Below are 13393 nucleotides of genomic sequence, written 5' to 3'. Positions count from 1 at the left end.
TTGTGTATAGTACATTATTCTTAGATTAAAATATTTTCATATCACCATCTTTTATCCACTGTTTCTTTTTCATGATATAGTAGATTAGGTATGACAAAATCATAGGTAATATAATCTGTAAACCTAGTATAGCCAATATAATGTAGGAAGTAGAGTAGGCCTCTTTCATGGCATTAAAGGTTCCTATCTGACCGACTAATCCACAGCTTCCCATACCTGATTCTAATGCCGTATTTTGCATATCAAAGAACAAAATAGCTATTGGACCTAAAATAGCAGAGGCTAAGGTTGGTGGAATCCATATCTTCCAATTCTTATAAATATTAGGGACTTGTAACATACTAGTACCGATACCCTGTGCTAGTACTCCCTTTAGCCCATTATCTTTATAACTGATAGTCGCAAAACCTATCATTTGAGTACAGCAACCTATGGTCGCTGCTCCTGCTGCCAGCCCATCTAGTTGTAACATCAGGCATAAAGCTGCTGAAGAGATCGGTAAGGTTAGAACCATACCCACTACCACAGCGATAACCATACCCATGATTAGAGGATTAGCCTCTGTAGAAAAGATGATAACCTGTCCAATCCATTGCATCAACTGATTAACACTAGGGCCAATCCATTGTGCTAAAGCTACTCCTACTAAAACCGTGACTATTGGAGTTATCACTATATCTATCCTTGTTTCACCTGCTACGGCTTTCCCGATTTCTACAGCAATAATAGTTGCGATAAACACACCTAATGGACCACCTAATTGATACGCTGCTACACCTACCACTGCAGATGAGAATAACACTAGTTGTGGCGCTCTTAAGCTATAGGCAATGGCTAATGCGATTACAGGGCCTGTCGCCTGGTTCGCAAATGGCCAAACGACCTCCTTTAAAAACGAAATACCAAATTCTTCTCCTATCGTCTTTAGAATAGTTCCTACTAGTAGAGTAGCGAATAACCCGTAGGCCATAGCCCCCATAGCATCGATAAAGTATCGTTTGCTTGAAATCTGTATATCTTTTCTTTGAAGAAATTGTTTCATTAAGTCTTTAATTTAATAAAGCACCTATTATAAGGTACTATAATCGATGCGAAAGTATTAATAATTATAGTAGTAATGTTAATTTTATTCTTAAATTAGCATCTTTATTAACATATTTTATAAATGAATATTTTTCATATATTTATTAAGACTATTAATTCAATAGTCTTAATATTCATCTTGTTACTTCCTTCTTCTATAATGGCTCAGTCACCCGTTATACTAGATAAGATTACAACATTGGATAGTTATAAGAAACTGTATGAAACGAATACTTTTGATCATAATAACAGTTACTTTAAGTCTAATGATAAAGGGCAGTGGAATAATATACCTATTAAGGAGGTATATTTTTATAAAGATTACTTTATGTGTTCTATTGATACTTCAGTTAAAAATACAACTACTAAATTAATTGACTATTTAGAAAAAGTATATCCAAATAACTTAACAGTTGAGGAAATGTATTATGAGCTTATTTATAAGGTTGCTACTCGTAACTTTACTATTGAGCTTACAGTAAAAGCAAAAACGAAAGAAGAAATAACGGAGGATACCAAGGGAAGAATGCAAATCACTTTCTCAAGAGTAGTTGATAACCCTATTGCTAATTTATCAGATGAATTAATGATAAATAAAGAGGGGCTTATTTGTCAGTTGTATGTAAACTGTAATAATGTTGTACCTAGTGTTTTAGTAAATGGTATCCCTATATTGTCAAAAAACGAGAAAGATAAGTATTCGTGTTATGAAACTATTGTACTTAACCCATATATCCTAAATCCAGAGACACCTATTGACTTGTCCTTTGCCTTCACACCTGGTATTGATGATAAAGGTAATATCATGACGCATATTCCTAAAAAATCAAATGCTAGTGTAGCTATCGAATATGTCAATAGAAAAGGTGATATTATAGAAACTATAGATCTGTTTAACAATCAAGTTTATCTAATAGATACCATTGTAGAAAATCGCCAAATACAATACCATCATTATTATGGTACAAATGATTATACAAAGAAAGATATTAGATTTAATCATCAACTAAAACCTTTAGTAGATTATAAAGTTACAGGATGGTCTAAGGGAAAAAACCTTCGCAAAGAAAAGAATCTCGAAAAGCGAATCAAACAGTTCTATGCAGAGTACGCAGCCCTGATATTAGATAAAAATCTTAATCAGATTACCCAACTACTATATGATTCGTTCTTAGAAAAATATACGTATAACTATAATAGTACTGAACAAAAATCATATCATGACTATGACAATATGGAATATATGCTAGAACAATCTTTGAAGGTTGTAACCGCACAACAAACCAAACTGCATATCAGTAATGATGGAAAATTAGCTTACTTAGAAGCGCTAGATAAAACTTCATATTTAAAAGCAGTTGGTCTAAGTTATATAGAGAATATATCCTTTATGTTTTACATAGATCAGAATACAGACGAATTAAAAATTATCCGATGAAAACATACCTAAATATATGTATACTTTTTTTAATCACGCAGGTAGCAACAGCACAAGTTGATATAAAAAAGTATAAGGCTACTGCTACCAATCAAGAGTATATTGATTTACTTAAAAGTGATTTAGAAGACCTTAATCGGTTTGTAAGATTATTTAGCAAAAGCAATGATAAACCAAGTAAACCTACTGTAGTCGCTCCCTTAAAACTAGCTTTTAATCAACAGGAGTATGATGCTAATATCGATCTATTAATCCAAGCTAATATTCAGTTTATAGATTTTATAGCAGGAGACGCTGTGACAATACAACTTATAAAAGACCCTGCCATCTATAAGTCTCTAGATGATATTAAGGCTCCTGTCTATGTAGAAAAGGTGTATTATTACGATGGTACAACACAGAATATGGAGGTGAAGAAGGATGTGAATACACATTTCACTACTGAGCTAGGACTTACTAAGGCTGTAGATAAGATAGATATTAGGATTCCTTTTTCTACCATGAAAAAACTAGATAGTATCGTACTTCCTGCTACAGTTCATCAAAAAGTGAAATATGATGGAGTAGATATAGAGGTAGTGGAAGTATCAGATAAAAGTGTACTGCTTAAGACTTCCTCTAATCAATTAGAGTTTGATGATATTCAAGCAATCTTAAAAGATAAAAGACGTGTAAAGAGCTATAGATTTCAACGATCTGGTATACATCCAGATCAGTTTGATCTTTTTTTACAGCTTTGTATAAAGAAAATTGGAGAGATTCTAGCACTTTCTGAAGAGAATATCAATATGGAACATTCTCAATTCAAAAAGGATATAGGAGCTAAAATGGACGCATTAGAGAAGCAATTATCAACTGATTATAAAAAATCGGAGCAGGTTACTTATCTATATTATGAGTTTGGAGAGCCTATAGATAAAATAGTTCTTTATAAGGGGAGTGAAACTTATCAAAGAGATATAACCATGACATTGAGTAATAGTATGCCTAGTACTCGCTTTATTGACTATAAAGATGATAAAACATTGATATACAATAAAGATCTAAAATTAGTAAAAGAGTTTGCAGGCACTTATACTTTTATTAATGATTGTTATTTTAGAACAAACAGACAATACTTTTATTTGAATGATAAATTAGAGATGCAACCCCTTACTTATTATAAAGTGGATAATCTAGTCAATAATTTTATAGTCATAAAAGAGGATGATGAATCTCCATGGGAATTAGTAGATCCAACGAATAAAAAAATCATGAAGGTAGATAACTATGAGATGAATAATAAGTATAATTTCACTTTAATCGAATCGAATGCTTCATATTATCTACTAAATAAGAACACCCTAGCACCACAGAAAATCGCTAATGTAGATAAAGTTCGAACTGCTGAAAAAGGATATTTCGTTGTAGAGAAGAATAATAAATTTGGCTTTATGAATACAGAAGGAAAGATTGTTGTACCTATTCAGTATGATGATGTAAAGGCTTTTGACGATATGACTGATTTATTGCCAAGCGATTTATTATTTGCTGTCAAGCAGAATGAGAAGTGGGGCTTTGTAGATATACATAATAAGACTGTTATTCCATTTATGTATGATGACGTTAAAGGACCTTTTTCTTATGGGATAGCGCCTGTATATTTAAATGATGCTTTAGGTTTAATTAATTTAAAAAATGAGAAAGTATCTAAGTTTGTGAATAGAAGTTACTCTTCATCAAGTAATTTTGGAAAGAGAACGATGGGCTTAAGTGACGGTACTTATAATCATAAAGGAGAGAAAGAAAAGAAATAAGGGACAATATATACCTCCATAAGTTATTATAGACACCCCTCCATAGATTTCTATCAATGGAGGGGTGTCTGTTTAGTGTAATGTGGTTTTATATATTATCTCTTAATTTTCGCCATTCTTTCCATAATGCTAAGTAAGTATCTTTTTCTAGATCATTAGTTGGAAGCTTTTTAGGACTACTGTTTTTATAGAAGTTTTCGATTTCATCTACGAAAGTATAGACTATCTTTTGGTATTCATTTTTATCTATTATAGCTTCCGTTCCATTTTCAGATATATGCCTTACTTTATGATGTGGTAGATGTTCTATAGTCCAATCTATTCCAGTAGGACATCCCCCTATAACAAGGCGTTCCTGTTCATCAAAATACATTAAAAAACCACAGCATGGTATCAGCTGGCTATCATGATTAGACTCATTTAGGTCTTCGGTTAGACTTCTTAATAGATAAAGAGCAGTAGCAGAGACAGTAACCCCTTGGGTAAGGTCGTTAGATATTACTTCATCTCCAATCTTAAGGAATACATCTCCATGTGCACATAGATCAGACTCATCATCTATATTGTTTAACCAATGAAGGTTAGAGACTTTTATGCTAAATGGTGTGTCTATCATATTTATAATGTATTAAATAAGGTAATATAGTTTAGTGATAAGTTAGTACTAATATTAAAAGGTTTTCTATTGCTTTGCTTGAGGATTGCTAGGGGTATTCTTGCAGGTTTCTTCGACAAAACAGCCTTCTAGGCAAGGAAACCCCAAGGAAACTGCAAGCAAACTCCTAGAAAGTGCAAGGAAAATAGATTATTAACCTCCTATAGCTATAGTAGACTAAATTATCACAAGAACCTATTTAACTTCAAATATATCTAATTATATTCTTTTTTAATTAGAATAGAGGTGGTATTCAGTTCATTTATATTTTGAATATCTATCGAGTAGGTGAAATAGGATCATACCTTATTCCTCCGAAAACAGGGGACTTCTATTTACATTTTTAGGCTATTGATTTATATAAACAATCCTAGATTTTGTAGATTGAAAAAATAGTCAGAATTTTGTACTCGTGAAATTTGCAATCGTCATATTATCCCTATTCATGTTATTCAAACCAGTACTTCCGGTTGTTGAATATGTGGTGCTATATGATTATATCAAGGATGAACTTTGTGTGAACAGAGATAAGCCAGAGCTAGAATGTAATGGAATGTGTCATCTATCTAAAGAGATGGCTAATGCTTCTGATACAGGTAAAGATAAAAGTAAAAGCAATTTTGCTTCGGCAGAAATACAGCTGGTTTATTTTCAAGATATTGTAAATAACACATCTATTCATTTATTTAAGAATTATACGTTTAAGGCGTTCTTTAGCCTTGATAGTGTATATACTTATACTTTCAACGATTTCCTTTTTAGACCTCCTGTCTAATAAACTATTGACTTTTAGTAGATTATTTGTTTCTATATCTAACGTGATTGTTGGTCTAGATAGTAAGTAATCATATCCCGTTTCATGTATAGTGGATCATATATTGGTATAGTACATTGATCTGTATACGCCAGTATAATCAGTTGTATCTTTTGTAGTATGTACTGCATGGTGCTAAGTGATTTTATAGGAGAGTTTCTATATCTACTTAGAAATACGATGTCTATATCTCTATGATGGCAAGCATCTACTGTATGCTTTTGGGGTAAAATAAGTAAAATAGTTTAACCGATGATATTGTCAATATACTTGATGATGTCCTTAATGCTGTACACTGATTTTGGGTTAAAAGATCAGGTGTATGATTTGATCTATAAAAAAGAATCATACAGATTCGCCTAGTCATGTACACACTTTTATGTAACAATGAGAATCTTAACGTGGATAGTAGTACTGTTTCTGTTTACTACAGCTTGTACTATTGATAAAACAGATTATGAATCAGAAAGTAATATTACGAATCCTGAGCATAATGAATTTAAGGAAGTAGTCTCAATCCAAAAAGACAACTATACAATAAGCCTAGAAGCCCTTAATGGACATCTGTACAAAGGGTATAATGAAGTAAGATTAAAAATCACTGATGCAACTACAAAGCAAGTCGTAGAGAATGCAAAAGTGACATTCTTACCTATCTATACTACTGCAGAAGGGAAGATAGAGTCATGCCCTAATCTATATGATCTGGTGTATGATAAAGGAGAGAAAGTCTATAAAGGTTTTTCTGTTTTTACGCAAGAGAATACTCAAGGTGACTGGAAAGTGGAGATTGCATTTAAGGACAAAAATCAAAGTATAAAAGCGAGTCAGCTTGTTTTCGTTGAAAAGCAAAACAATAAGAATCTTAATATGACTTCTTTTAGAGGGATTGACAAGGAGGATTATATTATAGCATTAGTAGCACCTATAAAACCAAAGGTAGCAGAAAACGAACTTGTAGCCGGAATATATAAACTTAATGCTGGAAACAGTAGTTTAAAAGATGCTTATACGGTAGTTGATAATTATACCTTATTACTAGATCCTAGAATGCCTGAACCTTCGATGGGGAATCACTCTTCTCCTAATAATAAAGATCTAGTACAACGTGAGGATAAGTTCTATTATGGTGTAGTGAACTATACAATGACAGGTAACTGGACATTGAATTTTATTATGCTAAACCAACATGGTCGTATTCTAAAGGGAACTACTGTACCTAGTGACTTTACACCAGGTGTAGAAGGAAAGAAAAGTGAACTACATATAGATACTTTATTTTAATTATTATGAAACCTTTTATTACCATATTAATCTTAGGGGTTACAACAGCGAGTGTAGCACAAGATAATAAAGGCCTACAAGATAGTATACCAACTGTATTAGACGAAATCTCTATGCTAGTTCAAGCGAAGAAGAGAATAGAGACAGAGATGAAAATGGCTGTGTCTGTCGATGAGTTTTTGGCTTCTTCAGAACAAATAAGTTTTATCAAAAGAGGGGCTTATGCATGGGAGCCTATGCTGAATAATATGAGTACAGAACGCTCTACCTTGACTATTGATGGGATGCATATTTTTGGTGCATGTACAGATAAGATGGACCCTGTTACTTCTTATGTAGAGAGTAATAATCTATCTACTATAGATATTAAATCTGGGCAAGAAGGAGGAATGCATGGAGCTACTGTGGCTGGGAGTATTGATCTTAAACGAAAAACTACAGCCTTTGGGATAGGGCAGGTATGGACTGGAGCCTATCAAAGTGGGTTCGAGTTTAATAATAAACAGTTCTTTAATCTTGGTAATGTTTCGTTCTCAAGTGAAAAACTAGCTGGTGACGCTAGTATTGCTTATCGGGAAGCTAGTAATTATAAAGATGGAAATAACGATGAGGTAAAGCACTCACAGTACAAAAAATTTAATACAGCTTTAGGATTGGCTTATAAGACAGGTGGTTTATCTTCATTGCGAGCAGATGTTATTTTTGACGTTGCTAAAGATGTTGGTTTCCCTGCTTTACCAATGGACTTATGGCTTTCTCGTGCATTGATTACTTCTGTATCCTATAAACAGCTATTTGAGGACAAATTTATACGTGTTTGGGATACCAAGGCTTATTTTAATGCGATAGAGCATTATATGGATGATACTACACGTCCAGAGAATTTGGTGCATATGGATATGCCAGGCTGGAGTACTACTTACGGGTTACTGTCTAAAGCAAACTTTAAAAGTGGAAAGTATTCTTCTGAATTACAATTGAACGCTTATAATAATCTCTCGATTGCAGAAATGCGTATGTACCCACAGGATCGCTCTAAACAAACAATGTTTGCGTATAGTTGGCCATGGGTAACGACGACTTATGCAGGGGTATCATTGAATAATACGATAGAGTTCTCTGATGATCATAGACTGAATTTCGGAGGGTCAGCAGGAATAAACTATAATTACTCAAAGTATATAGAGTTTAACTGGATTTTTCATCCAGGTAGCCCACAAGAGAAGACAAGGTTCTTACCAAGTCTACACACTAGCTATGAAATGGATATTAATCGATTTAATTTCTCTGTTGGTGTAGGATATGGGCATAGAGCGCCTTCTGTGTCGGAAGCTTATGGATATTATATCTACAATAGTTATGATCGCTATGACTACATCGGAAATCCTAATTTAAAAAATGAGATTTCTAATGAGTTAAATGCAAGTGTTGGGTATAAAGGAGATAAATTTTCACTACAAGCTAAGGTGAATTACTTCTATATCAAGAATTATGTTATCGGAAGAATATTGAGCTTAGGTAGTCCGATGAATTATCAGTCAGTTGGTGTAAAAGGATATACCTCTTTAGACTACGCTACGCTATTTAACTTCGCTCTTAATGCAGACTATCACATCATGGATGATTTGCATTGGAAAGGTGGTGTGACGTATGCTAGAGGTCAAGATAACGAGAAGGGAAACTTGCCTTTCATTAGACCATTTAGTTATCAGACGTCTTTACACTATCTATTCAGAGATTTTAGTATACAGACTTCTATCAATGGTGATGCGAAACAACGAGATTTTAGTCCAGAATACGGAGAGAGTTTGACTCCATCATACACGATTTGGAATGCTTCAGTTGATTACACTTTTTATATCAAAAACTTTAAAACAGTGTTTCAAGTAGGAGCAGAGAATTTACTTAATGAGTACTATAGTACTTATGCAGATTGGGGTAATATCCCTAGGATGGGACGTAATGTATTCACGTCTCTAAAAATAAACTTTTAAAAATAAAACCTAATAAATAAGACAAATGAAAAATTTAACAAAGAGCTTTTTACTATTTGCAGCTTCATTAGCTGTTGTTTCTTGTTCTAATGATGATAGTAACGCTGTTGCTAATAATGTGACTTTAGAGTTTACAAATACATTCAAGGATAAAGTAATTGTTCTAGGTGATGCTAGTTCTTCTTCTGCTACTGTTAATAAATCTGCAGAGGGGCAAGAACATCAATTTTCTGAATTAAAATATGTGATTAGTAATATTCGTCTAATTAAAAATGATGGAAAAGAGATTCCTTATCATGTGAATGATTTAGATAAAGGAGCAACTGTTGTTAACCAAGCGAAGACAGAGACATTAAATTACTTATTAACTAATATCCCTAGAGGAGAGTATAAACAAATCAAATTTGGTCTAGGTGTACGCAGTGATCTAAATGTTCTTGATCAAATTAAGTTTCCTGTTTTTTATGCTAACGCTGGAGCTAATGATACTGAGATGATGTGGGAATGGGGAACAGGATATCGTTTTACTAAGATAGAAGGATTCTATGATGCTGATAAAAAGCAGATGTCTATACACACAGGAAGTACTCTAGATGATGGAGATAATGGTGAACTAATACAAGGTGTAGATGCGTATAGAGAGGTAGTCTTAAACTTACCAACGCATGCAGTGGTGGGAAGTTCTGCGCCAACGATTAAGATTAAAGCTGACTTTGATAAACTATTAACAGGGAAATCGAATACAATTAAATTAAGTACAGGTAAAGGGCCAAATGATAATGCTACACCTAATATTCATACAGCAGTACAGATGGTGAAGTTTGTAGATAATTTAGGAGGAAATGGAACGAGTGATGTTACTGGAATGTTCTCTATTATCAGTGTAAAATAAGAAGTACAAGTATAGAAGAGCTGTTATCTACATAACAGCTCTTTGTCTTCTAAAGGGTTTTATATAATTGCTATTACAAATGAAAACAACAACAAAAATAAGTGTACTATTACTTCTACTGTGCTTAATCTCTTGTAATAAGGATGAGTATGAAGATATTGTGATTGACAATCCAGAGATAGAGTTAGGAATTCCTACTAGTTTTCCAGAGTGGAACTCCGCTGCTTTAAAAAATAAACCTACAAAGTATGGAGTTGAATTAGGAGAAAAACTGTTTACAGATCCAAGGTTGAGCAAGGATAATACAATCTCCTGTTCTAGCTGTCATATACAAGAATCTGCTTATGCAGATCATCACGCTCAAGCGATAGGTATAGAAGGAAGGGTAGGGCTTCGCAATGCGCCTCCTATTCAGAACTTACTCTTTATGAAATATTACAATTGGGATGGTAGTAAACTTCAATTAGAGAATCAACCTATCGTGCCTATTATTACACATGAAGAAATGAACTCTTCTATCGTAGAAGTACTAGATAAAATAGGAACTGATATAGAGTATAAAAAGCTGTTTAAAAAAGCTTATGGAGATGAGTCTATGACTCCAGAGAGAATATATAAGAGTATCGCTCAGTATGAGTATACGCTGATCTCTGCTGATAGTAAGTACGATCGTGTTCAGTTAGGACAAGAGAAATTTACTAGTCAAGAGGCTTATGGGTACAAGGTGTTTACTCAGAAGTGCAGTAGCTGCCATAGTGGAGCACTTTTTACAGATCAAAGTTTTAGAAATATTGGTTTTCCTATCAATCTCGATAGTAATGAAGCAGGGAGAGCTAGGGTAACGGGTGATTTAAAAGACTATATGAGCTTTAGGGTACCTTCTCTTCGAAATATTGAATATACTGCACCTTATGGAAGCTTTGGGCAGTTTAGCTCTTTAAAAGAGGTGTTGGATTACTTTGATAGAGGAGTATTAGATGCAGATAACTTAGACCCTATTTTCAAAGAGGCAAACAATCGTATCGCACTTAGTGAAGCAGAGAAAGAAGCTTTAATTGCTTTTATGTCTACTTTAAGTGATTCTAAGTTTATTGGTAAGTAATGTGTTAGTTATTGATATAGTGTGTTTTATTGGTTGTTATGTAAAGTGTTTGTTTGTAGTTAGGATATTCTTTTATAGATAGTTATTTTAATTGAATACTTTAAAAAGAGTGTAACAAATTATTATATTGAACTACTTATTAGCTAGATAAGATATTAAATACTAAAAAAGATGAATAAGGCAGATTACACAAATTACACTACTGAAGAATTAAAACAAAAAGAAAAACAGTCAAAAGTATTAGCTGGTTTATTGGTAGGGATGCTTCTTGTTCTCTTGGTGTTCTTGGGATATAGAGCTTTGACAAAAGGCTTCAATGCTTTAATAGCTGTTCCTTTTGCACTTTTGCCAATTGTGATAAACTTATTCACTACTGCTAAAAATATTAGAAAAGAGATAGAATCTAGACAAGAGAAATAACTTGCTATGTTTATTTAGTTTCTTCTTCAAGGTTTTTATGCTCAGCTCCCCATTTGCCTAGAGCTTTAATAATGGGAGCTAGTTTTAGACCTATAGGTGTAAGTTCGTATTCTACTCGTGGCGGAACTTCTGGATATATAGTGCGGATAATAACCTTATTCTCTTCTAATTTGCGTAGTTGAAGAGTAAGCACTCTTTCTGTAATATTTGGTAATACCTTTTTAATCTCTCCAAAACGCATCTTCCCTTCAAGTAAATAACAACAAATAGCCATCGTCCATTGCCCTCCAATTATACTTGTGGCATATACCTCATTACATTCATTTTCAAGGGCTTTTTTGTTTTCGAAGTGAGTAGAAGTCTCCTTAATTTTGGTCATACTTACTTTTTTGATAGTATCTAACAATTGGGCGCTAAGGTACAAAAAGCTGTTTGAACTCCCTATTTTTGCAGTAGTAATAACGATTAATGCTAAGAAATGATGCGTACATTAGTGATCTTAATCCATCCTAATTTTGGAGAATCTATTGTAAATAAGTTATGGTTAAAGGAGTTAGAACAATCTCCTGAACGATACTTTATTCATAATTTACACAGTGAATATCCTGACGGAATACTTGATATTCAAAAAGAACAGGAATTGATAGAATCCTATGATCATATTGTATTTCAATTTCCCTTTTACTGGTTTAATTGTCCTCCTTTGTTTAAAACGTGGTTAGATGAAGTACTGACTTATGGTTGGGCTTATGGTAGTCAGAGTGGTTATAAGATGAGTAATAAGAAAATAGGATTAGCTATAACAGCTGGGATTGATGAGCAGGAATATAGTGCAGATGGAAAGTATAAATATACTCTAGAACAACTGTTAGCCCCTTTTGAAGTAACCTTTAATTACATTAAGGCTGACTATCAAGGATTCTATGCATACTATGGTATAGAGCAGGATAGCTCAGTAGAAACCATCAAAAACAGTGTAATTCCTTACGTACAATTTATAGAAACAATATAATATTTTAAAAAGTAGATAATGACATTAGAATTATATCAAATAGATGCCTTTACAGAACATATTTTTCATGGAAACCCAGCTTGTGTTGTACCCTTAAAAAGTTGGTTACCTGACGAGGTATTATTTAAAATAACAAGAGAGAATGCGGTTGCAGAGACAGCATTCTTTATTGATAACGGAGATAGTATTCATTTGAGATGGTTTACTCCTGAGATAGAAATGGACTTATGTGGTCATGCTACATTGGCTACAGCACACTGTCTATCTAGTATATTAAACTATCCAAAGGACAGAATTGTATTTGACACCAAAAGTGGTGAGCTAATCGTAGAGGTTAAGGACGGAATGTACTATATGGATTTTCCTTCAAGAATGCCAGAGGCTTCATCATTACCTGATGTTATTGCTAAATCACTTAATATACAGCCTAAAGAAGTTTTTAAATCTAGAGATTATATCTTAGTCTATGAGTCAGAGGAAGAGATAAAGAATATTAAAGTGAATCAATCTGTATTAGATTTAATCAACCTAGACCCAGGGGGTGTGGTGGTAACATCAACAGGGGTAGAGAGTGATTTTGTTTCTAGATATTTCACACCTCAGTCTACTATTCTTGAGGATCCCGTAACTGGATCAGCACATTGTTCTCTTATTCCATTCTGGTCATCACGATTAGGCAAGCATATACTTTTTGCAAAGCAAATATCAGAAAGAGGTGGTGAGTTATACTGTGAAAATAAAGCCGAAAGGGTAATCGTAGCTGGTAAAGCAAGAGTTTATTCTAAGGGACAGTTTGGGATAGAATAATATAACTCAAAAGAGGATAAGTAAAGCTTATCCTCTTTTGTATTTTAGGGGGAGTTTACTGATTATTAACAGTCTATTTCTTAATGACAGATGGAG

The 13393-nt window shown here is 33.5% G+C and carries 13 protein-coding genes; 10 read left to right on the top strand and 3 right to left on the bottom strand.

Annotated features, from left to right (window positions below):
• Window positions 1-25: 25 nt before the first annotated feature.
• Window positions 26-1042 carry a PTS transporter subunit IIC gene (locus tag MYRA21_RS15040; RefSeq protein WP_039329617.1) on the bottom strand — a complete coding sequence of 339 codons (1017 nt, stop codon included), beginning with the start codon at window positions 1040-1042 and terminating at the stop codon, window positions 26-28.
• 123 nt (window positions 1043-1165) lie between these two features.
• On the opposite strand from MYRA21_RS15040, the gene MYRA21_RS15035 reads away from it, so the two are divergent.
• Together MYRA21_RS15035 and MYRA21_RS15030 are read left to right on the top strand one after the other, a co-directional pair.
• Window positions 1166-2521: a hypothetical protein gene (locus MYRA21_RS15035; RefSeq protein WP_039329615.1), complete on the top strand. Its 1356-nt coding sequence runs from the start codon at window positions 1166-1168 to the stop codon at window positions 2519-2521.
• Complete coding sequence (locus MYRA21_RS15030; RefSeq protein ID WP_039329613.1) at window positions 2518-4317, top strand: WG repeat-containing protein; 1800 nt, start codon at window positions 2518-2520, stop codon at window positions 4315-4317. Before MYRA21_RS15035 ends, MYRA21_RS15030 begins: the two co-directional genes overlap by 4 nt.
• Window positions 4318-4405: 88 nt before the next feature.
• Here the strand turns inward: MYRA21_RS15030 and MYRA21_RS15025 are convergent, their stop codons facing one another.
• On the bottom strand, window positions 4406-4933 hold the full coding sequence (locus MYRA21_RS15025) for a hypothetical protein (protein ID WP_039329611.1): 528 nt from the start codon (window positions 4931-4933) through the stop codon (window positions 4406-4408).
• Between the two features lie 451 nt (window positions 4934-5384).
• On the opposite strand from MYRA21_RS15025, the gene MYRA21_RS15020 reads away from it, so the two are divergent.
• The 6 genes from MYRA21_RS15020 to MYRA21_RS14995 all read left to right on the top strand — a co-directional run bounded on the left by MYRA21_RS15020 (window position 5385) and on the right by MYRA21_RS14995 (window position 11478).
• Window positions 5385-5747 (top strand): hypothetical protein, encoded by a 363-nt coding sequence (locus tag MYRA21_RS15020; protein WP_225581577.1) that lies wholly within the window; start codon window positions 5385-5387, stop codon window positions 5745-5747.
• Between the two features lie 426 nt (window positions 5748-6173).
• Window positions 6174-7070, top strand: coding sequence for a hypothetical protein (locus tag MYRA21_RS15015; protein ID WP_006265377.1), 897 nt, complete (start codon window positions 6174-6176; stop codon window positions 7068-7070).
• Between the two features lie 5 nt (window positions 7071-7075).
• Complete coding sequence (locus MYRA21_RS15010) at window positions 7076-9064, top strand: TonB-dependent receptor domain-containing protein (protein WP_006261307.1); 1989 nt, start codon at window positions 7076-7078, stop codon at window positions 9062-9064.
• Window positions 9065-9089: 25 nt separating this feature from the next.
• A complete protein-coding gene (locus MYRA21_RS15005) occupies window positions 9090-9956 on the top strand; it encodes an MbnP family protein (protein WP_006260139.1) in 867 nt (288 codons plus the stop codon).
• Window positions 9957-10035: 79 nt separating this feature from the next.
• Window positions 10036-11058 carry a cytochrome-c peroxidase gene (locus MYRA21_RS15000; protein WP_006263663.1) on the top strand — a complete coding sequence of 341 codons (1023 nt, stop codon included), beginning with the start codon at window positions 10036-10038 and terminating at the stop codon, window positions 11056-11058.
• Window positions 11059-11229: 171 nt separating this feature from the next.
• Window positions 11230-11478, top strand: a complete 249-nt coding sequence (locus tag MYRA21_RS14995; RefSeq protein WP_006263662.1) for a hypothetical protein — start codon at window positions 11230-11232, stop codon at window positions 11476-11478.
• Window positions 11479-11488: 10 nt separating this feature from the next.
• Here MYRA21_RS14995 and MYRA21_RS14990 read toward each other — a convergent pair whose 3' ends face one another.
• A complete protein-coding gene (locus tag MYRA21_RS14990) occupies window positions 11489-11857 on the bottom strand; it encodes a helix-turn-helix domain-containing protein (RefSeq protein WP_006260142.1) in 369 nt (122 codons plus the stop codon).
• A gap of 102 nt (window positions 11858-11959) precedes the next feature.
• Between MYRA21_RS14990 and MYRA21_RS14985 the strand changes: the two genes are divergently transcribed.
• Together MYRA21_RS14985 and MYRA21_RS14980 are read left to right on the top strand one after the other, a co-directional pair.
• Window positions 11960-12490 carry an NAD(P)H-dependent oxidoreductase gene (locus MYRA21_RS14985; RefSeq protein ID WP_006265376.1) on the top strand — a complete coding sequence of 177 codons (531 nt, stop codon included), beginning with the start codon at window positions 11960-11962 and terminating at the stop codon, window positions 12488-12490.
• Between the two features lie 18 nt (window positions 12491-12508).
• Window positions 12509-13297 carry a PhzF family phenazine biosynthesis protein gene (locus tag MYRA21_RS14980; protein ID WP_006261303.1) on the top strand — a complete coding sequence of 263 codons (789 nt, stop codon included), beginning with the start codon at window positions 12509-12511 and terminating at the stop codon, window positions 13295-13297.
• The last annotated feature ends 96 nt before the right edge of the window (window positions 13298-13393 follow it).

Source organism: Myroides sp. A21, from assembly GCF_000807225.1.
Lineage (GTDB): Bacteria > Bacteroidota > Bacteroidia > Flavobacteriales > Flavobacteriaceae > Flavobacterium > Flavobacterium odoratimimum.
Note: the sequence above shows the minus strand (reverse complement) of the source record. Positions and strands in the feature narration are given on the sequence as shown.